This is a genomic window from Mucilaginibacter sp. 22184 (assembly GCF_052045695.1).
In the GTDB taxonomy this organism is placed as follows: domain Bacteria; phylum Bacteroidota; class Bacteroidia; order Sphingobacteriales; family Sphingobacteriaceae; genus Mucilaginibacter.
This window is the reverse complement of sequence record NZ_JBQEPI010000001.1, coordinates 685,872-710,612: the sequence shown is the minus strand read 5'-3', so window position 1 is coordinate 710,612 and position 24,741 is coordinate 685,872. Positions and strand designations below refer to the sequence as shown.

The window sequence follows — 24,741 nt, the reverse complement described above, 5'->3', positions numbered from 1 at the left end:
ATCTCCACGTACGGTTCATCTGCAGCAGGCGCAAAACATCACGTGTGATTTAACCACAGCTTAAAATAGTTGAAATTTTAACCCGTGTATCAAATACACCAGCGTAGCTTGTTTTTCAGGAAGGCAGTATTATGTACGGTTTATAAATGTTGTAACAAATTTATATTATTTTAAACGTAATAAACAAGAAAAATAATCATAAATAACTGATTAATAATGCTTTATATTGAATTTAATACGCTTTAAGCGCAGGCGCATAAACTTTATAAAAGGGCCGCCTAACGTTACAGGGAGGGTTTTTGTAATTAAAATAATTAATTGTGATACGCTTATATCGCAATTAATTTTAAAGAAAAAAAAATGGCGGGTTATTATGCTTGAAATGGCAGTAAAGGGCTAATAAACAGGATAATGGATCAATTGGCCGAATTGTCGATCACCAGTTTGCTCCAGCCTTTGTTACCCGCGTCTTTGATCTCTTTTTTGCGGGTTTCCATCACTTTTTTAATGCGCGAGCTGTAAGCCCAGCAGGTACTTTGGCGGATAGACAGGATCTCGGATAGCTTATGCGATGATATTTTTCCATTGGTGGAGTACATTAAAAATATCATGTAAAAAGCTTTATTGATGGGAATACGCGTGTTTTGTAAAATGGTATAAGCTATTACCGATTCTTCATACCCGCATTTGGAGCAGCGGCGGCTGTAAGGCAAATGCCCGCTGCCATAATGGGTATTATTGCACTTACGGCAGGCATAGCCATTGGCCCATTTCAGATCGGACAGGAATTTGAAGCAGGTTTCCCTATCGGGGTATATCCGGCTGAATTCCTCAAAATCAACCTCGGCCGACATCACCCTGTCGTGCGTTACTTTCTCGATATCGTTATGCAGAATAATATTATCCTTTTCGAGCAAAATGTTCATCCTTGAAATTTCCTCGGCCTGTTGCTGCAGCAGCTCATTTACCGATCGAAGTTCTTCGTTTTGCTCGGCTATCATACTTGATTTTTCGATCAGCTCCTTGGTGCGCTCCTGTACCTGTTCTTCCAGGCGTTTGTTGAGGATATCTTTCAGCTCCTCGTTTTGCTTCATCTGCATAATGGTGCTGTGCTGGGCGTCGTCCTTTTCCTTTTTAAGGATCCGCACCTTATCGCCAATGGCAAAAGAGATAAACAGCATCTCCATAATAAAACAACCGCTCAGGCTGTAGTAATCAAACTCGGTAACGGGCAGCCACCACATATTAAGCGCTATGCAACTTTTGATGATAAAGCCGATGAGCAAAAAGCTGTAGCCAATTACAAAAAAACGAGCTGGCTTATACCCGTTAAGTAAGGTATAGCAACCGGCATAAAAGGCGAGCGACAATGGAATAAATTCAATGATCTTGTAATTGAACCAGCAATTATTGATAAAAAGACAGGCCGCAAAAAACAAACAGCGCCCCAATATCACCCAGCGGATCAGCTTGTTGAGGCGGGGGGCGTTCTCCTTTAAGTTGAGCAGTTTCAGGGTAAACAGCACCGCGAAAATACTGGCGGCAAACAGGGCTATACCATAGGCGTACTGGTTCCAGAAGGGTGCGTTTGGCCACATGTATTGATAGGCAATACCATCGGCACACATTTCATATAAACCTATACTGATATTGTAGGCTATGTAATACAGGTATTGTATTTGCCGCATGGCAATAAACATCATGAAATTGTACAGGCCGAATACCAGGATCATCCCATAAAAAACACCAAAAAAGAAATACTCATCCAGCGCGTAACTGATAAACCGGCTTACCGAACGCAATACAATGATGATGTTTACCGAATGATTTGATTTGATGCGAACATAATAAACCCCATCATTATTGGCATTGGGATTAAGGTTGAGCACCAGGTTTTTATGCTGATAGAACCGGGCCCCGAAGGGGTGCCTGCTACCCAACGATGCTACCTGGTAATTACCTTGAACATCGGGCGAATAAACGGTAATACTATCAATGGTTTGATCAAAAAACTCCAGTATCCAGTTGTTTTTGGTGCCCGGGTTTTTACCTATTTTAAGTTTGTACCAATAAGCGGAGCCAAAGTGCTTGGTAACCGGGGTGGGTTCGGTGTTAACCTTAAAATCGCCGGCGAGTGCACGGGTTTTTACCTCGTTAAAACTGAGCTTCCCGGTAGTATCTTCCAGGTATAATAGTTGTTTGTACTCAAATATATGTTGCTGAACTTTGTCGTTTATAGATACTGAATTTTGCGCATACGAGTTTACAATAAGGCACAAAAGAAGCGCCTGGGTTAGAAGAAGTGACCGCAATAAAAGTTTCAACATGCTCACAAGCAGGTAAGGGATCTTCTGTACCGGCAATGTGGTTATTACCGGTACGGAAGCTGTTTAGTTTTGGTTAGTGTCAGGCCGGATACAATTATAATAGTTTTCTTTTTATTATCCTATTAAAAGTATGTAAAACAGTTAATAAATAGGGTGTAAATAAGTATTATAGGGTTAATTTAGTCGTTTTTGCTTCAAAATGGCACTAAATAGCCATTGTTCATGGACTAACAGTGTATATTAGTATCTTTTATTGAACATTATGAATAAAAAGGGGCTCATATTTTTATCACTTGCCATCGTTTTGCTGCATGGCGTGGCGCTGGCGCAAAATATACGGGTGGCAGCCGCGGCCAATCTGCAATCGGTTATAACGGTTTTACAGCGGGATTTTAAACAACGGACCGGTATCGTAATCGAACCTATTGTGGGTTCATCCGGGAAGCTGGTAGCGCAGATCAGCAACGGAGCCCCATTTGATGTATTTCTTTCGGCAGATATGAGTTTTCCGGAAACTTTGTTTAAAAATGGCTTCGCCGAAAAAAAACCGGTGGTTTATGCCGCCGGGAGTTTGATCATCTGTAGTTCGCAAAATATCGGCTTTACCAATTGGGAGCGTTTATTGTTGAGCGCCCGCATAAAAAAAATAGCCATTGCCAACCCGGCCATAGCGCCTTATGGCAAAGCCGCCATCGAATTATTACAGCAGAAAGGCATTCTGGATAATGTGCAGCCCAAAATTGTTAATGGAGAAAGCATATCGCAGGTAAATACGTATATCACTACAGGGGTGGTTGATGTTGGCTTTACCACGCAATCGCTTATTAAAGAAACGGGCAGCAAAACAAAGCTGTATTACCAGGTGATCGACCAAAAACAATATGAACCGATATTGCAGGGAATCGTGCTGTTAAAACATGGCGCCAATAATCCCAATGCCGAAAAATTTTACCAATATATATTAAGTCCTGCCGCAAAGCGGATTTTTACAGCATACGGCTACCAGCTTCCATAAAAACAATCAATTTTATATCAACTGATGGATCTTTCGCCCATTTGGCTAACACTAAAACTGGCCGGTATCACTACCCTGATACTGCTGTTGGTAGGCTTGCCCTTTGCCTGGTGGCTGTCCCGCGGGCGATCGTTGTTTAAGATCATCATCGAAGCTATTATTACTATGCCATTGGTGTTGCCCCCCTCGGTATTGGGATTTTATTTGCTGCTGGCTTTTAGTCCGCAGCATGGCATGGGCAAATGGCTGCAGGATGTGTTTAATGTGCAGTTTGTATTCTCGTTCCGGGGCCTGGTGCTGGCATCGGTTATTTATAGTATACCTTTTATGGTTGGCCCGGTAAAATCGGCGCTTCAGCAATTGCCTTCGGCCCTGGCCGAGGCTTCGTACACGCTGGGTAAAAGCGAATGGCAAACCTTCCGGTATGTATTGTTGCCCAATATCAAACCCTCGTTATTAACGGCCGCGGTACTTACTTTTGCCCATACCCTGGGCGAGTTTGGTGTAGTGCTGATGATCGGCGGCAACATCCCCGGCGTAACCCGGGTGGCCTCCATCGCCGTTTATGATGCTGTTGAACAGCGGGATTATGGCATGGCCAATAATTATTCGCTCATTTTATTTGCCATTACTTTTGTGCTGGTGATAGGCGTTTTTGTGTTTAATAAATACCAGGCCAAAAGTCCGCTGACATGATCCATATAGCCGTCGAAAAAAAGCTAAAGGCCTATCACGGGCAACAGGTGTTGCGGATTGACCGGCAATTTGTAACCGGCAGCACCACCAAAATATATGGCCCGTCGGGCTCGGGTAAAACTACATTCCTGAAAATTATAGCCGGATTGGTTACGCCCGAAAAAGGTATGGTGAGGGTTGATGCTGTATCCTGGTTTAATGCGGATGCCAGGATCAATCTGCCCCCTCAAAAAAGAAATACAGGCTTTGTTTTTCAGCAATATGCTCTGTTCCCCAACATGACGGTAAGGCAGCACCTGGAATACGCCACTACGGATGAAGCCTGGATAAAAAGATTACTGCTTTTGGGTAAACTGGATACACTGCAGGAGCACAAACCCGATTATCTATCCGGCGGGCAGCAGCAACGCCTGGCCATATTGCGCGCGCTGGCCACTAAACCACAGATATTTTTAATGGATGAGCCCTTCTCGGCCCTGGATGCTAAAATGAAAACAGAATTGATTGCAGAACTGCAAATTCTGTTAAAAGAGCTGGGCACCACCACCCTCATCGTGAGCCATAACCCACAGGAGCTTGACGGATGGGCCGATGGGGAGCTGGTGTTTGAGTAAGAATACTATATATGTTGTCATCCTGAGGAACGAGGGGTCTATTATTGAATATGCTAAGAGCAGAATAGATGCTTCACTCCGTTCAGCATGACAAGGAGGTTTGTAACTCAAGTAGAAAAAAAAGCAAAAAGTGGGTTTACATATAAACCAGCTTTTTATCATATAAATGAATTTATATTGTTGATTATCAATAATATATAAACTTGTTAGCCCAAAAAAGTGTAAACCATGTAAACCCACTTTTTGCCAGAAAAAGCATGCTTGCTGGCTTCCGCGCACGATCCTTCGACAAGCTCAGGCTAACAGGCCAGGCCTGATTTGCTAATCACTGCAAACAAAAAGAGGGGACATTAGCCCCCTCCTCTTCAAACAATAAACAAACTCACATTTTACTCGCAGTGTCTTTGCTCATTTTCTTTTTGCCCATTTTATCATTTGACATCTTATCCGTGCTCATTTTACCTTTCGACATTTTGTCTTTACTCATTTTGTCGGTCGACATCTTGTCCATTTTTTTGCCTTTTGACATCTTGTCCATCTTCCCCATTTTGCCGGTATCGCTTACCGCAACTGTTGATGATTTTGACGGGGTTACTGTTTTGGCCTGTACGCTTAAGGTTAAACAAACAGCTACTAAACCTGCGGCTAAAGCGCCTGAAATAATTGATTTCATACTTTGATTTTTTAAGTTTTAAATGTGTGGTTCGTTATTCATATTTACCCCTTAGTCGGGCCACAGATATAAACCTTACAAAGTATTTTAATTATTATTCAGTTCTGTTTCAATCCGGTCCTGTAGCTCTTTTTTAAAGTTTTCATCAAGCACAAGGGATGATGCCTGCTGTTGGGTATCATGAAAAAGCTGCAGCACCATCTGGTGGATAACCTGGCTTTGTTTATTGTACAGCTTGCACATGGAGCAACCGGCCAGGTGTATGCGAAGTTCGATGGTTTCCCGGAAACTCAGGCTTTTGATCTGCCGCTTCTCGATGAGCAGGGTGGCTTGTTTACAGTTATATATTACTTTTTTTAAGTGATTCATGGTTAATGCTTTTAGATCCAGTTTTTTTGCAGGCAAGCCCGCAGGCTAAGCTTGGCCCGGTGAATAATAACCCAGAAGTTGGCCTGGGTAACCCGCATCTCGCTGCAGATAAATTCGGTAGAGGCATCGTCCATATGTTTCATGGTGAAAACCGACTTCCACAGGACGGGGAGTTTTTGCATACACAATTGCAGGATATGGTTAAACTCCTTTGCCCTCAGCGGTTCCTGATCTTCGATGCCAAAAGGCAGGGGCTGATGGGCCTCGGTCCAGTGACCGGTATCTTCCTCAAAAAAATCTTTTTGTTCTTCTTCTGCTTTTTTCTCGCTGATGTTGGCCAGCCCCGACGACTTTTTGCGGTAAACATCAATGATCTTATTTTTAAGGATGGCCGTAAGCCAGGTACGCTCGGTGCTTTTACCCTCAAAGCGGTCAACTTTTTCTAAAGCGGCCAGAAAGGTTTCCTGCACCAGGTCTTTTGCCTGCTCTTCATCATTAAGGCGCGACAGTGTGTACGCATACAGGTAATCGGCATGGGCATTTACCCAATTGCGCGGGTCAAGAGATTGTTTTTCAGTTACCATTAATAAAATTACACATAACATTTTAACCCTTAGTCGCTAATGCACATAAATCCTTACAAACCAATTTGCATTTTTTACGGAGCATGATATAACCACAGTTATTCGTTAAATTTACTTATATCCAATTGATCCTAAGTGCTTAGCCGACGTGTAACAGGAAAGTCGCTTTTAAATGAGGAGGCACCTACGGAGCCAGTACTTTTTGTGTTTTATCTATAAACAGATTACTCCTATGGAGTAGTGTTTGAGCTGTGATTCGTTAAGCTCCGGAGGAGTAACCTGTTTATAGAAGAAAAGATTGCTTTTAAGGGCTCCGGTAGGTGCCTCCTATTGACTATCTGTTAAATGCAATTTTCCTGTTATATAACTATATCAACGACCCGAAAGAAAAAATAAAATTTATTGTAAGGTTATCATAAGCAACCCGACTAAGCAGGAAAACGTATATCAAATCATAACGATATGAGATCAATCAAAATATTTGCCCTTGCAGCAGGTTTTATAACTGCGATAACGGTATCGGCGGCTTTTATTATCCCCAGGGATACCGCTCCGGCAAAAAATAAAATAATGGTCGCTGGCAAAGGCTTTGCCGTGATAGAGCTTTTTACCTCTGAGGGCTGCTCCAGCTGCCCGCCTGCCGATGAGCTGGTAGCCCGGATACAAAAAGAAGATAAGGACAAGCCCGTTTACATACTGGCATTTCATGTAGATTATTGGAACCGCCTGGGCTGGAAAGATGTTTTTAGCAGCGCCGAATACTCCAAACGCCAAAATCAATATGCCGAGTGGTTAAACCTGCAATCGGTTTATACACCGCAAATTGTGGTGAATGGTAAAAAGGAATTTGTAGGCTCTGAGGAAGGTTCCCTGCGTAATGCCATCACCGCGGGCTTACAGAGTAACCATGCCGCAACTTTAACGCTTAACACCCAAAAAGGACAGGACCGCATCGCGGTACAATACCGTGCAACCGGCGCCGAAAAAAACAGCGATCTGCTTTTGGCCCTGGTGCAAAAAGCAGCGCAAACCAAAGTTCAGCGGGGAGAAAATGGTGGGCGTACCTTGTCGCATGTTCAAATTGTGCATAAAATACAAAGTCAGCCTCTAAATACAGGCGGCAATGGTAATACAACTATTACTTTACCCCAGGGAATAAATACACAGGACTGGGAAGTAATTGGCCTGGTACAAAACAAAACCAACGGCGAAATACTGGCTGCAGCAAAGGCCAATCTGACAACAACGGCCAGTACCGGCAAGTAAGGCAAAAAAATCACTAATTCACTAAATCAATAATTCACTAATTGCCTCCGATGAAAGTTATCAAAGAGAAACACCCATTAGTAATGCGCTGGACGCATTGGGTAAACTTCCCGATACTCGCTATAATGATATGGAGCGGGATGCTTATCTATTGGGCTAATGATGAGTATAGGATAACGCTGTTCGGGCATACGTTCTTTAGCTTTTTTCCGGATTGGTTTTATAATGCTCTGCATATCCCCCACCGCCTTTCCGAAGGGATGGCCTTCCACTTTTTGTTTATGTGGTTTTTTACGCTGAACGGCATTTTTTATGTGCTCTACACCATCCTATCGGGCGAATGGCGTGAGCTGCTGCCCCAGAAGAAATCGTTCAAAGAGGCCTGGCTGGTATTGCTGCACGATTTGCATATCCGCAAAATGGCGCCGCCTCAAAACAAATACAACGCGGCACAGCGCATTGCCTATACCGCCATTATTGTGATGGGAATTGGCTCGGTGATAACCGGTCTGGCTATTTATAAACCGGTACAGTTTTATTACCTCACCTGGCTTTGCGGCGGTTATCATTTTGCCCGCATCCTGCATTTTGCGCTAACGATTGGTTATGTGCTTTTCTTTGTGATCCATGTGGTGCAGGTGATGCTGGCCGGGTGGAACAACTTCCGTTCGGTGATCTCGGGTTTTGAAGTAGTGAACGAAGCCCCCAAACCTATTATTGACATTACACCCCCACCTCCAAGTGATGAAAAAAATATTCAGTAAAAAGCAGAAGGCGCCTAAAAAGCCGCTTACCATAGAGCAAAAGATATCGAGGCGAAACTTCCTGTCGTTCGGTACTTTTATTGTGGCCGGGAGTGTGGCTTATGGCGGCTGGAAATGGCTGTACAACTCGCCCGAAGAAGCCCGTACCGTAACCGCCGGCGCTCGTGCGCCCTTACGCAGGGCATTGAACAAAACAGAGCTGGCTTTTCGCCGGGTGTTTAGCAATAATAACCTCGTTAAAACCTATCCTAAAGAAATGGCGGCCAAAAATGTGCGCCATAACAGCGACATCGGCTCCGAAGGTAAAATAGATATCGACGCCTGGAAGCTACAGGTAAAAAAACATAGCGGCGAAGTGTTACAGATCTCACTGGACGACCTCAAAGCCCTCCCCAAAACAGATATCGTTTATGATTTTAAATGCGTGGAAGGCTGGGATCAGATATCGCATTGGGGCGGTGTAAAATTCATCGATTTTATTAATCATTATAAGCTTGATGCCGAAACGCAATTACAGTATGTGGGATTAGCCACACCCGATGAAGAATATTATGTCGGAATAGATATGCCCAGCGCCATGCACCCGCAAACGCTGCTGGCTTATGAGGTGAATGAAGGTCCGCTGCCGCCAAAGCACGGGGCTCCTTTGCGGTTGATCATCCCGGTTAAATATGGTATTAAAAACCTGAAACGGATAGGTACCATAAGTTTTAGCGATAATCGTCCGCCGGATTATTGGGCTGAGCAGGGGTATGATTATTATTCGGGGTTGTAATATAAAATTACGCGTCATTGTGAATAAAGAAGCTTTGTCATCCTGAGGAACGAAGGATCTATTCTTCAGCGGGCATGACGTATACCCGCTCATGGCCGCGGGAGGGCCTAGTTACGTTTTTCGTTGTGGTTTGTTTTTTTAAGGTACTCAAGAAGGCTTCGCCGTATGTCGCCACAAAAGTAACCAGACCGAGCGTAGCGAGATAATGAGGACCGATAAAAATAAATAACTGCGAATAACGGCTGTCAGCAGAAATGCTTCTTTGCCGCACAGGGCCTTTGCCCTGCAAAGCGGACAGAACCGTGGGCTGCTAAACCTTACCTCCACTTCGTTCGCTCATTCTCCACGCTTCAGGTAAGGTTCGCAATGTCCTTACAACCGCACAGGCCCCCATTGTTCTGCCCGCTTTCATCCGAAGCTTATCTGCTGACTAAGAAATAAAAGAAATCCCGGTAATCCTAAAATCCAATAAACGGCGCAGTCCTCAACGGAGTTAATCATGGTTCAGACAAAAGCTTATCTGCTGACGGGAAAGAAGGGGAATCTGTTTGTCATGCTGAACGGAGTGAAGCATCTATTAAACGATATGCCTATTTAAGAATAGATCCTTCGTTCCTCAGGATGACTAGTTAATTTAATTGAGTAGTGAAGAAATCATGTAAATCCTTTGATCCTATAAACGGCGTAGCCCTCAACGGAGTTAATCAGGGTTCAGAAAATTCAATAATTCACTAAATCACTAATTCAATAATTAAAAATCATTTGCATATTGCAGGTATGCCGGCTGTTCAATTGCCTATATCAAAACAACTTGCTTATGCCTGTGGTATGATAGGCTGGAGCATCATGACCAATATTATTATTGTGATGCTGCCCTATTTTTATCTGCCGCCATCCAGCGCCGGACTGATACCCCTGGTGCCGCAGCTGCTGGTGTTTGGTGTGTTTAATATCATGTCGCTCATTGCGGCTTCGGGCAGGTTTGTGGATGCCTTGTTTGACCCTTTTATTGCCTCTATGAGCGACAAAAGTGAAAATAAACAAGGTCGGCGTATTCCCTTTATGAAATGGGCGGTTATACCTGCGGTACTTTTTTGCTCGCTTACCTTTTATCCGCCTGTTAGGGGCGAAAGCATCAGCAATGCCGTATGGCTTACCTTTATGCTTATCGGCTTTTTTATGGGGGTTACCTCCTATATAATTCCGTACAATGCGCTGCTGCCTGAGCTGGCCCATACCAGTGCCCAAAAGGTAAAGCTATCCTCTTTGCAGCAGTTTGGTTTTGTGGTGGGTATTGTGATATCAGCCCTGGTTAATAACTTCGCCGATCTGGTACAGCGTACCCTGCATACGCCTAACCGCGATGCCGCGGTGCAATACGCCATATTGGGATTGTGTGTTTTTGCCGGCCTGGCGATGCTGGTGCCGGTTTTGACCATTGATGAAAAAAAGTATTCGAGAAGTGTGCCTACACACCTGCCCCTGCTTTCGGCCATTCGTTTAACTTTCAGCAGCCGGAATTTTAAATATTATCTCATTTCCGATTTTTCGTACTATATGGCGCTCAGCATCATATCAAGCGGGCTGCTTTTTTTTGTCACCGTGTTGCTGCACCTGCCCGAATCTATGGGTGGCGTACTGATGGGTGCCATGGTGCTTTTTTCATTAGTGTTTTATCCGCTGATCAATTACCTGTCGAAAAAGATTGGTAAAAAACCGATCATGCTGTTTTCGTTTGGCTTACTGAGCCTCATTTTTGTGGCTATATTTTTCCTGGGGAAGCTCCCGTTATCGCCCACAGCGCAGGTTTATATACTGGTGTTAAGCACCTCGTTCCCACTGGCTTCGTTAGGGATATTACCCAACGCCATATTGGCCGAAATTGCGGAGAACGATGCCAAAGAAACAGGTGAAAACAGCGAAGGGATGTTCTTCGCGGTGAAATATCTTTTTGTAAAGCTGGGGCAAACATTGGGTATTGCGCTTTTTGCCTTTTTAACCGTTTACGGTAAAGATCCCGGGCACGATTATGGCCTGCGGCTCAACGGTATTTGTGGTTGTGTACTTTGTTTGCTGGCACTGATTTTTTTTAGCCGTTTTCGCGAGCGCAGGGTAAATTGAAAATGGCGGATATTTCTCTTTTTATTATCTTTAGAGCGCTTCAGGGCTAACTATCTGCAATGAAAACAAATTTTAAACCGGTTTTTACAATCCTGCTTTTTTTATGTGCTATACTCATGGCATCGGGCTGCTACCGGGCCGGGGCTAAAAAACAAGATGCAGGAGCAGATACTGCTGGTCGCAGACTATCGGTAAAAGCTATGCACGATGACCTGGGGATATTGTGGTCGGTTATTGAAGAGATGCATCCTGCCTACGGTGTTTTTACCTCGCGGGATAGCATGCGCTTGATTTACAACCAGGTTGTGGCTTCTATCAATCAGCCCTTATCTGCACCCGATTTTATAGCCCATGTTTATCCCTTTATCAGTAATGTGCGCTGCGGGCATACGCAGGTAAGGCTCCCGGTTGGGTATAAACCATCTGGCCCAAATCCGCCGCACCTGCTGTTTGAAGTATTGGTGAAAAACCACCACGCCTGGATCACCACGCATCATACCCATAAATTAGCAACCGGCGACGAGATCATCAGTATGAACAATACACCCGTTGCCGCCATTGTTGATCATGGTTATGATCTGTATGCCGGCGATGGTTATAACGAAACTTTTAAAGAGGTTTTTTTGAGCGAATACGGTGGCTTTGAGGATGCCTGCAATAAATATTATCATTGGCAGCCCCCTTACCGGCTTACGCTGCGTAATAAACAGGGGCAGCTAAAAACGGTTACATTAGATGCCCTTACCCCGGGTGCTGCAGAAAATGCTTCGGAAACAAAAGCCAACAACCTTGCTGCATGGACAGCGGCAAAAGGTACAGGGCATTTAGCGCTCCGTTTTTTAAAAAACAGCTCAACCGCCTGGTTTGTGACCCAGCCTTATCAGTATGTGGATACCAATATTTATAAAGAGGCTTTTAAACAGATCCGTGAGCGAAAGATTAAAAACCTGATACTGGATATGCGGCACAATACCGGCGGAGATATTCGCGTGGCCATCCGTTTGTTATCCTTCCTGGCTGATAATTCTTTTTATATTGTAAAGGATGTAAAGGCCCGTATCCCCAACCCGGCTGTGAGCAGGTTTGAGCGGTATTTTGATACTGCCCGCACATCAAGCTTTAACGAAGGTTTTGAGCCGGGCCCCGAGGATGGCACCTATTACCACATTAAATTTAAACCCACGGCCTGGGGGCAGCTGTACGGGAAACTACCCTTATTCAAATCCGATCATTATACCGGCAAATTGTATGTTTTGATTGATGGCGCCACCTTTTCATCGGCAGCCTTGTTTACGGCGGCCTTGAGAGCCCAGCGTAAAAATGTAGTGTTTATTGGCCGCGAAACCGCCGGTAATGAGCAGGCATGCAGCGGTGGCACTATTCAGCACTTAACTTTGCCCAATACCCGTGTTATTGTTGATTTTCCGTGGATGCGCTTTGTATCGGCCGCCAGGAGCTATTCGTTTGGACGAGGCATTATGCCTGATTATCCGGTGGAATACAGCCCGCAGGATATCGTCAATAACACAGATCCCGACCTGAAAAAGGCCTTAAGCCTGATACGCTAATTCCTGCTGTTTAAGCAGGGGCCTTGGTTTGCCCTGCTGTGCCTCTGCCGCGCAGGCAAACAGGAAAGATACTGCCAATGCTATCAGCAGCCCTTTTATCATATTGATATCGATCTTCATTTTCCTATTGTTTAAAATCCACGCAGGAGAAGCGACCGGGTATAATAAAAGAAAACCATCGCTTTATATATAAAACGATGGTTTGTGCACAATGTGCTATTGTAACAGTATTTTTAAACTAAGTTCTTTTTGATGTAGCTTATGCTTTGCGCGATGCTATCGAAAGGATCGCCGGGGCAAACATCCTGCTCTACAAAAAAGTATTTTAAGCCCGCTTTATTGGCCTGGGTAAATATCTTTTTAAAGTCGATGATGCCATTGCCTACCTCGGTAAATTTGCGCTCAGGAGTTTTATCCAGATCTTTTACGTGCCACAGCGGGAAACGGCCCGGGTGCTTATCAATTAAAGCGATAGGATCCTGGTTGGCCTTGGTTAACCAGTACAGGTCTATTTCAAATTTCACCAGGTTTTTATCGGTAGCCTCTAAAAGGATCTCGTATGGATATTTGCCATTTTCCTGTATAAATTCAAAATCGTGGTTATGGTAGCAAAGTTGTATGCCCGCTTTTTTGCACACCTCGCCCGCTTTGTTAAAATCTTCGGCTATTTTTTTATAGTGGTCCAGGTTGCCGCGCTCGGGTGTTGATAAATAGGCGCATACCATGTATTTTACGCCAACCTCGGCCGCGTCGGTTACTGCTTTTTCCCAATCGTTCAGGATGGTGCCTTTTTGTGATGCGCCGTTCACCTGCTCTTCGCCCAAACGGTAATGCGCGCTTGGCATGATCAGTCCGTTTTGTTTTAAAAGTGCCTTGAAGGCTTTGGCATCCATGCCGTAAAATAACTCGTTGCCGGTATAGGTGGCACCTTCAACAGAGGTATAGCCAACCTTGGCAACCTTGGCCAGCGCCGCCGCCGGGTCTTTTGCCATGGCATCGCGCACAGTATATAATTGCAGGCCGATATATTTTTTATCGTAAGCAAACAGGTTTGGAGCCGCTAAAAGTCCGGCCGAAAGTAATGCCGAAGTTTTGAGAAATGAACGTCTGGTGGTTATCATCGATTTACTTTTAATTGGTTAATGTAAATATAGTGTATTATGAACACTAAAAGCAAGCGATTATTATCTCATCGATATCAATTAAATCTGCGAAGCCGCTGTTGGCTGTAACAATGTTGATGTAATATGCGATACCAATTTGGCATCGGAATAATCGGGAATGCTGCTTACCTTTTTCCATTCCGGGTCGGATCCAAAAGCTTTCCAATGCGCGGCCTTGGCATCCAGATCGTCAAAAGTGATCATGTAAATAAGGTTGGGGCGATGATCGCCAATGATGGTTTCACCAAAAAATACGGGGGCAAAACCCAGCTTTTTAAAAATATCAATCTCGCCGGCATCGTTAAACATTTCCAGTTTCTTTTTGCCCGCACTTTCGGTGGCGTGCTCGTAACGACGAAGCTCAAAAATGCGCTGTCCTTTTTTGGTCACCTCCATTTTAGGCATGTGCGCAAAGGCTTTTAATAAGGAGCTTTCGATGCGCTCATAAGCCGGCTCGCTGGCAGGGGCAGTTAAATAAGGGGCTCCTTTTTCCAGGTAAACCGGGTCGAGGTTTAGTTTTTCCTGTACGGCCAAAAAATCGGCCAGGTTATCAAAAGGGATCAACGCGTAAATTTTGGTTTGCCCTTCGGGTTTCAGCTCGCTGAATACGCCGATATGTTTGCACCCCAATTTGTTGAGGGCTGGGATGGCTGCATTTTGAAAATAATCCTCTACCATTTTTTGCTGCGCCTGGTTTTTTAAAATATAGGTGCGCAGCTCGTAAAATTCGGTTTCACTTTTTGCTTTAGTTATGGCTGCCATACTGCTTTGGGTTGATATACCGGCTGCCGCGGCTGTTAAAGCCGAGGCTTTCAGAAATGAACGTCGTTTCATGGGTTAGATGTGGTTAATAAAATAAAGGTAGCAAGATAAAGGGAAAAGGATAATAAAGAATGTGTTCATTGCGAGGAAGAGCCCCCTCTAAATCTCCCCCAAAGGGGGAGACTTCAAAAAAGTATTTTAAAGCCCTCTCCAAAGGAGAGGGTTGGGTGAGGCTCTTGCTTCGCTCTACCCTTCGACGGGGCCCAGGGTGACAGGCCCCGTTTTGCTACCTGTCTGCATAATACCTCTTCCTGAACCAGAAAGCCAGGTTAACCAAAGCGATCAAAGCCGGAACCTCCACCAGCGGACCGATAACGCCCGCGAAAGCTTCGCCGGAATTGATGCCGAATACGCCGATAGCAACTGCTATGGCCAGCTCAAAATTATTCCCCGTGGCGGTAAACGCGATGGAGGTGCTTTTGGAATAATCGGCACCGAATGATTTACCGATAAAAAAACTCAGCACAAACATCACCGCGAAATAGATAACCAACGGGATAGCTATCCGGACAACATCCAGCGGAATGTGTATGATGAGGCTGCCTTTAAGACTAAACATCAGCACAATGGTAAACAGCAAGGCAATCAAAGTAACCGGCGAAATAAAAGGCACATATTTTTGCTGAAACCAGGCCTCGCCTTTAATTTTTATGAGTGTGTACCGGCTGATGATACCAGCCGCAAAAGGTATCCCCAGGTAAATACCAACGCTTTTGGCTATTTCGCCCATAGTTATATCAACGGCTAAACCTTTAAGACCGAACAGCGGTGGCAAAATGGTGATGAACACCCAGGCATAAACGCTGTACAGCAATACCTGGAAAATGCTGTTGAGGGCAATGAGTCCGGCGGCATATTCGCGGTTTCCTTCGGCAAGCTCGTTCCATACTACTACCATAGCTATGCAGCGGGCCAGGCCAATCAGGATCAAGCCCACCATATAATCCGGGTGGTCGCGCAGCAGGGTTATCGCCAAAATGAACATCAGTATTGGTCCTATTATCCAGTTGAGCACCAACGAGGCGCTTAATACTTTGGTATCCTTAAATACCTGGCCCATGTTTTCATATTTTACTTTGGCCAAGGGTGGGTACATCATCAGGATCAAACCGATAGCCAAGGGAACATTGGTCGTTCCGCTGGAAAATGAATTGATGAAACCGGCCGATGAAGGAATAAAATAGCCTACTGCTACCCCTACAGCCATAGCCAAAAATATCCAGAGTGTAAGATAGCGGTCCAGAAAGCTCAGCTTTTTACGTTCCGCAGCCGGGGCACAATGTTCAACCGGCATGGGATGGTTTTAAATTTTGGTTTACAAAGTTTTGGGTGTATTGCCTGATCATGTCGCGCACCTTTCCAAATTGCGCCATGATCTCCTCTTCAGTGCCGGTAGCTTTTGCCGGGTCGGGGAAATTATAATGCAGCTTAACGGCTTTGGTGGGGAAGTATGGACAGCTCTCCTTCGCGTTGTCGCAAACGGTTATCACATAGTCAAAATCGATATCCAGGTACTCGTTTACATTGTTGGAGGTATGATGCGAGATGTCGATACCATCGCGTTTCATGATGTCGATAGCCCGCGGATTAACACCATGCGTTTCGATCCCGGCGCTGTAAATGTTGGCCTTATTGCCTGCAAAATGGCGTAGGTAGCCCTCGGCTATCTGGCTGCGGCAACTGTTCCCGGTGCAAAGCACCAATACATTCTTCATATTTTGAGTTTTTAGTGTTTTTTTCATGACGATGGCCGAAACCGGACAAACATGGCTGAATTCGGATGATAGCCGTACTTCATGCGGGACTTCCTCCCTGGTGATGCGGAGAAAACCTTTCCGGTCGAAATAGTCCGACGCTGTTTCTGTAAGCAGGTAAAGTGCTACAAGGCTTCTTGATTGACTTTCCTCAGTTATGCTCTGCAGTAGTTGATGCGCTATACCCGCGTTTCTGAATTGTGGATGTACGGCAAGTGAGCGCAGTAAACCAAAATCTCCGTAAATCTCCACCCCGGCAACGCCAACAACTTTCTGGTTTTGTATGGCTACCCGAAAATCATTTAAATTATCCGGAAAATCATTTACCGGTAGCTTTTGCGACTCCAGCAATGCGATGATCTCCTGCCGGTAAGGTTGTGCCTGTTCAATGATCATATCTGTATTCGTAAATATTTAGCAACAGCCTGCGCCGGGGGTGCAGCAAGCTTCGGCTTTTATAGCCAGGTTCTTTAACTCTACCTTTGGTTTTGCAGACTCGGAGGCGCAGCATTCCTCGCCCTTTTCGTTAGTACCGCAACTCCCACCGCGACCAATAGCTTTGCATTGTACGGCATCCGGGCGCAGGTCGATGATCAGGCTATCCCCAGTCACGATCATATCTCCCGGAAACATCTGGCGGGTATCAAACTCCGAATTGCCAAATTCTATTTTAACCGTTCCGTTGGGGTCAAGAGGCAGCATTTTTTCCACAATATCTACAATAGACAAGGCCTTTTTTACTTTCATGGATCGTTCCTGCTGTTCGCCTTCGGGAACCCATAATTGTATAATGATCTCTGTCCAGGTGTTCAGCACACCACCGCAATCAACAGACGTAATGGGCGCCTGTTTAATTTCGGTAATATGGTATGCCGCGTCTACCAGTTTATCTTCGGCATATTGAAACTGGAGGTCAAGCCCGGGATGCTGTAACAGTTTCTCTTTAAATGTTGCCCAATTGACAGCTTCTACTTTGTTCATGATGGCTATATTTTATTATTGCAATATTACGATTGATTGGTTTAAAAAATTTTAACAGCAGTTATTCACATCTTTATATGATGAGAACAACGCATTTAACTCCTTTTGTAAAATGCCCCATGCTTTAGGCTCTATACAATAGCAAACACTCACGCCCTCTATGGTACCCTGTATCAACCCCGCATTTTTTAATTCTTTAAGATGTTGCGAAATGGTGGGCTGTGCCAGTCCAAGCTCGTCGGCCAAATCACCACAGATGCAGGCCTTAGCCGCTATGATGTGCTGCAATATGGCAATACGTGCAGGGTGCGCTATGGCTTTTAACTGCACGGCCAGCTTGTTTTGCTCTTCGGTAAATATTTCTGTTTTGGTGATTCCCATAATATATATTGCAATATTACGATTAATGTCGATCCGGTCAAAATAATTTTTTTATTTAGGTGCCGGAAGCTTTCCTTGATTATTGAATTTTGTTTTACCCTTGATCTCTCTGTTAAAACAGTCTGTCATCCTGAGGGACGAAGGATCTATTCGTAAACATGCATATTGCTTAAAAGATGCTTCTATTAATTATTGATTCTTTTGAAAAGACAAATTGTTAATAAGGGCATCATCCGGGCGTTGCCTTCGGCCCGGGCTATCCGCTCATACGCCTGCAGGCCTTAGGCGCAGGGCCGGTATCCGCTGCTATTCCTAACGCGGGGAGCAATTAGTGAATTAGTGATTTAGTGAATTATTGATTTTTGTCTGAACCTTGATTAACTCCGTTGAGGGCTACGCCGTTTATAGGATCAAAGGATTTACATGATTTCTTCATTACTCAATTAAATTAACTTGTCATCCTGAGGAACGAAGGATCTATTCTTAAATAGGCATATCGTTTAAATAGATGCTTCACTCCGCTCAGCATGACAAACATATTGTAAAAGATTCCCCTTCTTCCCCGTCAGCAGATAAGCTTTTGTCTGAACCATGATTAACTCCGTTGAGGGCTGCGCCGTTTATTGGATTTTAGGATTACCGGGATTTCTTTTGTTTTTTAGTCAGCAGATAAGCTTCGGATGAAAGCGGGCAGAACAATGTGGGCCTGTGCGGTTGTAAGGGCATTGCGAACCTTACCTGAAGCGTGGAGAATGAGCGAACGAAGTGGAGTAAGGTTTAGCAGCCCACGGTTCTGTCCGCTTTGCAGGGTAAAGGCCTTGTGCGGCAAAGAAGCATTTCTGCTGACAGCCGTTATTCGCAGTTATTTATTTTTATCGGTGCTCATTATCTCGCTACGCTCGGTCTGGTTACTTTTGAGGTGACAAAAGTAACTAGGCCCTCCCGCGGCCATGAGCGGGTATACGCCATGCAATCCATGGATTATCCTAAAGATATTGCTTGTTCGTTTCTCCTTAATGCCGCAATTCCCCTCTTTATCTATACTGCTCCTGGTATATTCAACAACAGATCCTTCGTTCCTCAGGATGACAAAAGAATTTCCCTAAACATGTATATCTATCAATTAAGTAGCGCTTTTTACATACAAAACACATTCTTTTGCCTAAACTTGCATTAATAACGCGCTGTTTCCTACAATAGCCCGCATAAAACATGAGTGAGGATTTTTACGAGCAAATTTTTAGCAAGCAGCAAAGGCTTGAGGCCGTGCCGTCGAACAAGGAGATCACCCGCTGGGCGCTCCAGGTAATTCATTTGCTATACCCGGAGCAAACGGGAAAGATATTTGCCGATATTGATGCCCTTAAGGCAGAATTTGCCCTGCTGGAGAATGAGCTGTGCCACATGATGGAAGTAACCAAAGGTTGCGACGATTGTGATAATAAAGAACGTGCTGCCCGGTTTTTTAAAGGCTTGCCAGAGCTGTTCAGGATATTGAATACCGATATTCAGGCCATTTTTACCGGCGATCCGGCAGCCCAAAGCGAGTTTGAAGTGGTACGTACCTACCCAGGCTTTTTAGCTATATCCATGTATCGCCTGGCGCATAGTTTGTATGTAGATCATGTGCCATTGATACCCAGGATACTCACCGAATACGCACACTCCAAAACAGGTATCGACATACACCCCGCTGCCGAGATAGGCGAGTATTTTTATATAGACCACGGTACCGGCATTGTGATAGGCGAAAGCGCCATTATTGGCAATCATGTAAAGTTATACCAGGGCATTACCCTGGGCGCGCTGAGCGTGGATAAAAGTATGGCCAATACCAAACGTCATCCAACGGTGGAAGATCATGTGGTGATATACTCCGGCGCTACCATACTGGGAGGCGAAACCATTATTGGGCATAACAGTCTTATCGGCGGTAACGTGTGGCTTACTAAAAGCGTACCGCCATATTCAAGGGTATATCACACCCCAAGTCACCGGACACTGAAAAGTGATGAAGTGTGATTTTTAGAATAGTATCAAGTAGTTAGTATCAAGTATCAAGTAGTTAGTATCAAGTATCAAGACAGGAATGGAATAGTATCAAGTATCAAGACAGAAAAATTGTATGAAAAAAGAAAAAAAGTCGTGATACTTGATACTAGCTACTTGATACGAACTCAACAACTTGATACTCCAAAATAAAAATTATGGCAGGCATTATTGATATAATAGGAAATACGCCCCTGGTTGAAATACAAAAGTTAAACCCCAACTCCAACGTAAAAATATACGCCAAACTGGAGGGTAATAACCCCGGCGGCAGCGTGAAGGACAGGGCATCGCTCAACATGATCCGCAGCGCTATGGAGCGTGGTGATATAAAACCCGGCACCAAACTCATTGAAGCTACCAGCGGCAATACAGGTATAGCCCTGGCGATGATAGCCCGCTTGTTTGGATTAGAAATTGAGCTCGTGATGCCCTCCAACTCTACCCGTGAGCGCACCTTAACCATGGAGGCCTACGGAGCCAAAGTGACCTTATTAGAGGGTATTGAGCTTTGCCGCGATTATGCCGAGGAAAAAGGTGCTACCGAAGGTTATTTCCTACTGAACCAGTTTGCCAACCCGGATAATTACGGAGCCCACATCAAAACCACCGGTCCCGAAATATGGCGCGATACCGATGGCAAGATTACTCATTTTGTAAGTGCCATGGGTACAACGGGTACTATTATGGGCTGCTCCCGCTATTTTAAAGACAAAAATAAAGACATACAGATCATCGGCTGCCAGCCTACCGAAGGTTCATCCATTCCTGGTATCCGCCGCTGGCCCGAAGCCTATCTGCCCAAAATATTTGATGCCAGCCGGGTTGACCGCATAATGGATATTTCCGAGGCGGAAGCTACCCAAATGGCCCGCGATATGGCCAAAGTGGAAGGCATATTTGCCGGCATGAGCAGCGGCGGCGCATTAGCCGGCGCCATCAAACTGGCTGCCGAGCTCAAAGAAGGCCTTATCGTATTTATCTGCTGTGACCGGGGCGACAGGTATTTGAGTAGTGATTTGTTTGGGTGATTGGGAATTAAAATTTTGTCATCCTGAGGAACGAAGGATCTACTCGCCGATAGGCTTGTCGCATACCCGCTCTTGGCCGCGGGAGGGCCTTTACGTTTTTCGTTGTGGTTTGTTTTTTAAGGTACTCAAGAGGGCTTCGCCGTATGTGACCACAAAGTAACCAGACCGAGCGTAGCGAGATAATGAGCACCGATAAAAATAAATAACTGCGAATAACGGCTGTCAGCAGAAATGCTTCTTTGCCGCACGAGGCCTCTACCCCGCAAATCGGACAGAACCCGGGCTGCAATTATTTGCCCAACTTCGTTCACGCAAAGCCCCGCGCTTCTGCAAAACTTGCTATGCCCCGCAGCCGCACAAGCCCACCATTGTTCTGCCCGCTTTCGCCCGAAGCTTATCTGCCGATGGGGAAGAAAACTCACTAATTAAGAAGCTGACAGAAGAAGAGCCGTTGTTTTCAATCAATAATTCACTAAATCAGTAATTCAATAATTAAAAACCGCCACCAAATGCTACGGTAATTTTTCGTATATTTATATACCAAACAGCCCGCTTATCTCCTGAAAAGATAAGCGGGCTGTTTGGTTAAGAGAAAAACAAGGTCAAAAACCGACTTGTTTTTTTAGTTTTTGATAGACAGTAAATTAATACTTTTTAAACATTTCAAAACCCGTCAAAAATTTGTTAAAAAGTGTTAAAATGGCGTTAAAAATTTGTTAAAGTAGCCAAAAAGCAGGCGTTTTTGCCCCGTTTTTGACTAAAAAAATGTTAAAATTAGTGGTTTAAAAAGTTTTGTTACTTCAGTTTCCTGGCAGTCACCCCTTCGTTGGTGATCTTCACTGGCTTGATGGTACCGTCGGTATCAAAATACATTTTGTCTATACACATCACCCGGTGATTGGCGTCTGTTTCGGTAAGCGGCCGGCGATGGTAAACAATGTACCATTCGTCGGTACCCGGTACGTTGATCACCGAATGATGTCCCGCGCCGGTGGCTATACTGGCATCCTGCTTTAAAATAGTGCCGATACGCTTAAATGGCCCGAATGGGGTATCTCCAATAGCATAAGCCACCCGGTAATCCGGGCCGGTCCAGCCGCCTTCGCTCCACATAAAGTAGTACTTGCCCTGGCGCTTAAACATCACGGGGCCTTCTACATAGCCTTCGGGGGTTATTTTCTTATAGGTTACGCCGTCGTCAAAAGGTTCAACACCTGTAAAATCGTTCTTTAGCTTCACAATGTTGCATTGGCCCCAGCCTCCATATATCATATAGTACTGGCCGTTATCATCCCGGAAAACAAACTGGTCGATAGGCTGAGCCTTGTTAATGATCTGATCGATAAGGGGTTTGCCGAGGTAGTCTTTGAATGGGCCTTCGGGTTTGTCGCTTACGGCCACGCCTATCCCGCCTTTTTCATTATTGTTCTGGATGTCGTTCGCGCCGAAGAAGATATAGTACTTGCCATCCTTTTCGGTAACGGCAGGAGCCCAAAGCGCACGTTTCACCCATTTAACCCCGCTGGTGTCAATAATGCGGGCATGTTTTGTCCAATGCACCAGATCTGGCGATGAAAAGGCATCCATAAAAACCTGCTCATTATATTTGGCCGAGTAGGTTGGATACAGCCAGTATTGGTGATTGAAAATTTTGGCTTCCGGATCGGCATACCAGCCTTCAACTACGGGATTTCCCGACGTTTTTTTGCTCTGTGCAAAAATGTTTAGTGTAGGCACCGTCAATGCCGCGCCTAATAGTATCTGCAAAACCAGCTTTGAAGCTACGCTCCTGTTCATTTTTGAGTATTGGTATTATTATTCTTTGGCCGCTTTTTATTAAAGCGCCTGTTGGGTTTCTTGTTCTTGTCGCTCTGGCCAGTGCCTGGGGTATGGGTTGGCTGAATAGCCGCGAGTTCATCGGGAAGGCCAACCAGGCGAATGGGACGCTCTATCAGTTGTTCAATGCTTTTTAATTTACGCTCATCGCGGTGATTTACAAATGTGATAGCAGTACCGGTAGTGGCAGCACGGGCTGTACGGCCAATGCGGTGAATATAATCTTCCGGGTCGCCGGGTACATCATAGTTGATCACCAGGTCGATACCCTCCACATCAATGCCGCGCGAAAGGGCATCGGTACCGATAATTACAGGCAGTTGCTTGTTCTTGAATTGTAACAATATTTCTTCGCGCTCGCGTTGCTCCAAATCGGAATGAAATGCGTTTGACTTGATGTTGATTGCCTTCAGTTCTTTATACAGTGCTTTTACGATCTCCTTACGGGATGCAAAAATGATGGTACTGGTATAAGCAGAATCGCGAAGGATAAGCTGTAGCAAAGGCGTTTTTTGCTGATCATGCAAACGATAGATCTGCTGATCGATACCTACGGCGGGTTGCGATAGGGCAATATTGATTTGCTCTGGCTCCTTCATAATAGCCTTGGCTAGCGCACGGATACGACCGGGCATTGTGGCCGAAAAAAGCAGTGTTTGCCTGTTTTTAGGCAGGTAGCTGATGATCTTTTTGATATCGTCAGAAAAACCCATGTCCAGCATTCGGTCGGCTTCGTCCAATATCAGGTGGGTAAGATGGTTCAGCTTTAAAACACCCGATGTAAGGTGGGCTATCAGCCGGCCGGGTGTGGCTATAATAATGTTTACATTATTTTGAATGCCCCGGCGCTGCTGTTCATAAACGGCACCATCGCCGCCGCCAAATACGGCTATGGAGCTGATTCCTGTAAAATAGGCCAGCCCTTCAACCTGTTGGTCAATTTGTTGGGCCAGTTCGCGGGTGGGCGCCAAAACAAGGGCGCTGGTATGGTGCTTGTTGCTATTGCTGATGAAATTGAGCACGGGCAGCAAATAAGCCCCGGTTTTACCGGTGCCGGTTTGCGCGCAGGCAATAAGATCGTGGCCTTTTAAAACTACGGGTATGGCCATTTCCTGTATGGGGGTTGGGTTGTTGAACCCCATACTTTGTATGCCCTCGAATAATTGTTCGTTAAAATTGAAATCCTGAAACGTCACTATGTTCTACTTGGTGTGTTACGCAAGGTATAGATTTTTAGGACAATGAGCAAAGATTTTTGGAGCAAGGGTATATGGAGTAAGGATTTATGAAGTAAAGAACTTTTGGAGCAAGGATTTGGGGAGCAAGGAATAAGGGTTTTGAACAAAGATATATAGATTAAAGAGAAAGGATAAGGCAGGAATAGTAAAACAAATTTTCTTTACTCCCAAAGTCCTTATTCCTTGTTCCCAAAATCCTTACTCCCCTACGAGTGTATGTAGCTTTTTAACTGTTCAATAGTTTCCTGTTGCGACAGGATAGTTTCCTTAACCAGGTCATTGATAGAAATAATGCCGCATAGCGCATCATCAATAAATACGGGCAAGTAGCGGATATTGCTTTCGCTCATGATATGCATGCAGGTTTCGATGGAGTTATCGGGTAGTATGCGGGGCAAGCCGGTACTCATAATATCGCGCACCAAGGTTTCGTGGGATGATTTTCCCTTCAGGATCACCTTGCGGGCATAATCCCGTTCGGTAAGCAGACCGGCGTATTCGCCATCTTCCAGTATAACCACCGAGCCGATGTTTTCATCAGCCATTACTTTTAATGCTTCCAGAACTGATTTGCCGGCATCAATGGTAACTATGCGGCCGCCTTTGCGGGCAAGGATATTTGAAACTTTTATCATGGCACTGAGGTTAAAATGAAGAATTGGCTATAACCAAATATAATAAACAGAATTGAAAAACAAATGCAGTGGGGTTATA

General features: G+C 44.9%; 24 protein-coding genes and 1 pseudogene. 10 read left to right on the top strand and 15 right to left on the bottom strand.

The genetic code is table 11. The annotated features are described in order from the left end of the window. Window positions 1-416: 416 nt before the first annotated feature. Window positions 417-2,327 carry a 7TM diverse intracellular signaling domain-containing protein gene (locus ACTJKG_RS03025; protein WP_440738313.1) on the bottom strand — a complete coding sequence of 637 codons (1,911 nt, stop codon included), beginning with the start codon at window positions 2,325-2,327 and terminating at the stop codon, window positions 417-419. A 262-nt stretch (window positions 2,328-2,589) separates the two neighbouring features. Here ACTJKG_RS03025 and modA point away from each other — a divergent pair, with 262 nt between their 5' ends. From modA to ACTJKG_RS03010, 3 genes are read left to right on the top strand one after another with little or no spacing between them, the layout of a single operon-like run. Beyond that, window positions 2,590-3,342: a molybdate ABC transporter substrate-binding protein gene (gene modA / locus ACTJKG_RS03020; RefSeq protein ID WP_440738312.1), complete on the top strand. Its 753-nt coding sequence runs from the start codon at window positions 2,590-2,592 to the stop codon at window positions 3,340-3,342. Window positions 3,343-3,366: 24 nt separating this feature from the next. Continuing rightward, window positions 3,367-4,038: a molybdate ABC transporter permease subunit gene (gene modB, locus ACTJKG_RS03015; RefSeq protein WP_440738311.1), complete on the top strand. Its 672-nt coding sequence runs from the start codon at window positions 3,367-3,369 to the stop codon at window positions 4,036-4,038. Then, window positions 4,035-4,652, top strand: a complete 618-nt coding sequence (locus ACTJKG_RS03010) for an ATP-binding cassette domain-containing protein (protein WP_440738310.1) — start codon at window positions 4,035-4,037, stop codon at window positions 4,650-4,652. Before modB ends, ACTJKG_RS03010 begins: the two co-directional genes overlap by 4 nt. A 382-nt stretch (window positions 4,653-5,034) precedes the next feature. Here ACTJKG_RS03010 and ACTJKG_RS03005 read toward each other — a convergent pair whose 3' ends face one another. The 3 genes from ACTJKG_RS03005 to ACTJKG_RS02995 all read right to left on the bottom strand — a co-directional run bounded on the left by ACTJKG_RS03005 (window position 5,035) and on the right by ACTJKG_RS02995 (window position 6,278). Next, window positions 5,035-5,325: a hypothetical protein gene (locus tag ACTJKG_RS03005; RefSeq protein WP_440738309.1), complete on the bottom strand. Its 291-nt coding sequence runs from the start codon at window positions 5,323-5,325 to the stop codon at window positions 5,035-5,037. 87 nt (window positions 5,326-5,412) lie between these two features. Next, window positions 5,413-5,694: a hypothetical protein gene (locus tag ACTJKG_RS03000; protein WP_440738308.1), complete on the bottom strand. Its 282-nt coding sequence runs from the start codon at window positions 5,692-5,694 to the stop codon at window positions 5,413-5,415. Between the two features lie 11 nt (window positions 5,695-5,705). Then, window positions 5,706-6,278 (bottom strand): sigma-70 family RNA polymerase sigma factor, encoded by a 573-nt coding sequence (locus ACTJKG_RS02995; protein WP_172334336.1) that lies wholly within the window; start codon window positions 6,276-6,278, stop codon window positions 5,706-5,708. A 462-nt stretch (window positions 6,279-6,740) separates the two neighbouring features. Here ACTJKG_RS02995 and ACTJKG_RS02990 point away from each other — a divergent pair, with 462 nt between their 5' ends. The 5 genes from ACTJKG_RS02990 (at window position 6,741) to ACTJKG_RS02970 (ending at window position 12,772) form a co-directional block, all read left to right on the top strand. Further along, window positions 6,741-7,544 (top strand): DUF1223 domain-containing protein, encoded by an 804-nt coding sequence (locus ACTJKG_RS02990; protein WP_440738307.1) that lies wholly within the window; start codon window positions 6,741-6,743, stop codon window positions 7,542-7,544. A 50-nt stretch (window positions 7,545-7,594) separates the two neighbouring features. Further along, window positions 7,595-8,308, top strand: a complete 714-nt coding sequence (locus ACTJKG_RS02985) for a cytochrome b/b6 domain-containing protein (RefSeq protein WP_440738306.1) — start codon at window positions 7,595-7,597, stop codon at window positions 8,306-8,308. Next, on the top strand, window positions 8,289-9,083 hold the full coding sequence (locus ACTJKG_RS02980) for a molybdopterin-dependent oxidoreductase (protein ID WP_440738305.1): 795 nt from the start codon (window positions 8,289-8,291) through the stop codon (window positions 9,081-9,083). Before ACTJKG_RS02985 ends, ACTJKG_RS02980 begins: the two co-directional genes overlap by 20 nt. 777 nt (window positions 9,084-9,860) lie before the next feature. Beyond that, window positions 9,861-11,204 carry an MFS transporter gene (locus ACTJKG_RS02975; RefSeq protein ID WP_440738304.1) on the top strand — a complete coding sequence of 448 codons (1,344 nt, stop codon included), beginning with the start codon at window positions 9,861-9,863 and terminating at the stop codon, window positions 11,202-11,204. 59 nt (window positions 11,205-11,263) lie between these two features. Further along, window positions 11,264-12,772, top strand: a complete 1,509-nt coding sequence (locus ACTJKG_RS02970) for a S41 family peptidase (RefSeq protein ID WP_440738303.1) — start codon at window positions 11,264-11,266, stop codon at window positions 12,770-12,772. On the opposite strand, the gene ACTJKG_RS02965 is transcribed toward ACTJKG_RS02970, so the two are convergent. The 8 genes and pseudogenes from ACTJKG_RS02965 to ACTJKG_RS02930 form a co-directional block, all read right to left on the bottom strand. Beyond that, window positions 12,755-12,892: a hypothetical protein gene (locus ACTJKG_RS02965; RefSeq protein WP_172334342.1), complete on the bottom strand. Its 138-nt coding sequence runs from the start codon at window positions 12,890-12,892 to the stop codon at window positions 12,755-12,757. The genes ACTJKG_RS02970 and ACTJKG_RS02965 overlap by 18 nt on opposite strands. 113 nt (window positions 12,893-13,005) lie before the next feature. Further along, window positions 13,006-13,893, bottom strand: coding sequence for a sugar phosphate isomerase/epimerase family protein (locus ACTJKG_RS02960; RefSeq protein WP_440738302.1), 888 nt, complete (start codon window positions 13,891-13,893; stop codon window positions 13,006-13,008). Between the two features lie 81 nt (window positions 13,894-13,974). Next, window positions 13,975-14,769, bottom strand: coding sequence for an NIPSNAP family protein (locus ACTJKG_RS02955; RefSeq protein WP_172334344.1), 795 nt, complete (start codon window positions 14,767-14,769; stop codon window positions 13,975-13,977). Window positions 14,770-14,983: 214 nt separating this feature from the next. After that, a complete protein-coding gene (gene arsB, locus ACTJKG_RS02950) occupies window positions 14,984-16,051 on the bottom strand; it encodes an ACR3 family arsenite efflux transporter (protein ID WP_440738301.1) in 1,068 nt (355 codons plus the stop codon). Beyond that, window positions 16,041-16,472, bottom strand: a complete 432-nt coding sequence (locus ACTJKG_RS02945; RefSeq protein WP_253952193.1) for an arsenate reductase ArsC — start codon at window positions 16,470-16,472, stop codon at window positions 16,041-16,043. The genes arsB and ACTJKG_RS02945 overlap by 11 nt, the downstream gene beginning before the upstream one ends. A 30-nt stretch (window positions 16,473-16,502) precedes the next feature. Continuing rightward, window positions 16,503-16,907 (bottom strand): annotated as a pseudogene (gene arsN2, locus ACTJKG_RS02940) (arsenic resistance N-acetyltransferase ArsN2); the annotation flags it as partial. Between the two features lie 18 nt (window positions 16,908-16,925). Beyond that, window positions 16,926-17,492, bottom strand: a complete 567-nt coding sequence (locus tag ACTJKG_RS02935) for a DUF6428 family protein (protein WP_440738300.1) — start codon at window positions 17,490-17,492, stop codon at window positions 16,926-16,928. A gap of 51 nt (window positions 17,493-17,543) precedes the next feature. Beyond that, window positions 17,544-17,873, bottom strand: coding sequence for an ArsR/SmtB family transcription factor (locus ACTJKG_RS02930; RefSeq protein ID WP_172334348.1), 330 nt, complete (start codon window positions 17,871-17,873; stop codon window positions 17,544-17,546). A gap of 1,212 nt (window positions 17,874-19,085) precedes the next feature. On the opposite strand from ACTJKG_RS02930, the gene epsC reads away from it, so the two are divergent. Together epsC and cysM are read left to right on the top strand one after the other, a co-directional pair. Continuing rightward, window positions 19,086-19,895, top strand: coding sequence for a serine O-acetyltransferase EpsC (gene epsC / locus ACTJKG_RS02925; protein ID WP_172334349.1), 810 nt, complete (start codon window positions 19,086-19,088; stop codon window positions 19,893-19,895). Window positions 19,896-20,080: 185 nt separating this feature from the next. Further along, complete coding sequence (cysM, locus tag ACTJKG_RS02920) at window positions 20,081-20,953, top strand: cysteine synthase CysM (protein ID WP_440738299.1); 873 nt, start codon at window positions 20,081-20,083, stop codon at window positions 20,951-20,953. A 795-nt stretch (window positions 20,954-21,748) separates the two neighbouring features. Here cysM and ACTJKG_RS02915 read toward each other — a convergent pair. From ACTJKG_RS02915 to ACTJKG_RS02905, 3 genes are all read right to left on the bottom strand, one after another. After that, window positions 21,749-22,750, bottom strand: a complete 1,002-nt coding sequence (locus ACTJKG_RS02915) for a glycoside hydrolase family 43 protein (RefSeq protein WP_172334351.1) — start codon at window positions 22,748-22,750, stop codon at window positions 21,749-21,751. Then, the gene (locus ACTJKG_RS02910) at window positions 22,747-23,985 is read right to left on the bottom strand and encodes a DEAD/DEAH box helicase (RefSeq protein WP_172334352.1); all 1,239 of its coding nucleotides are present in this window, start codon (window positions 23,983-23,985) and stop codon (window positions 22,747-22,749) included. Before ACTJKG_RS02910 ends, ACTJKG_RS02915 begins: the two co-directional genes overlap by 4 nt. A 248-nt stretch (window positions 23,986-24,233) precedes the next feature. After that, window positions 24,234-24,662, bottom strand: a complete 429-nt coding sequence (locus ACTJKG_RS02905) for a CBS domain-containing protein (protein ID WP_172334353.1) — start codon at window positions 24,660-24,662, stop codon at window positions 24,234-24,236. Window positions 24,663-24,741 lie beyond the last annotated feature (79 nt).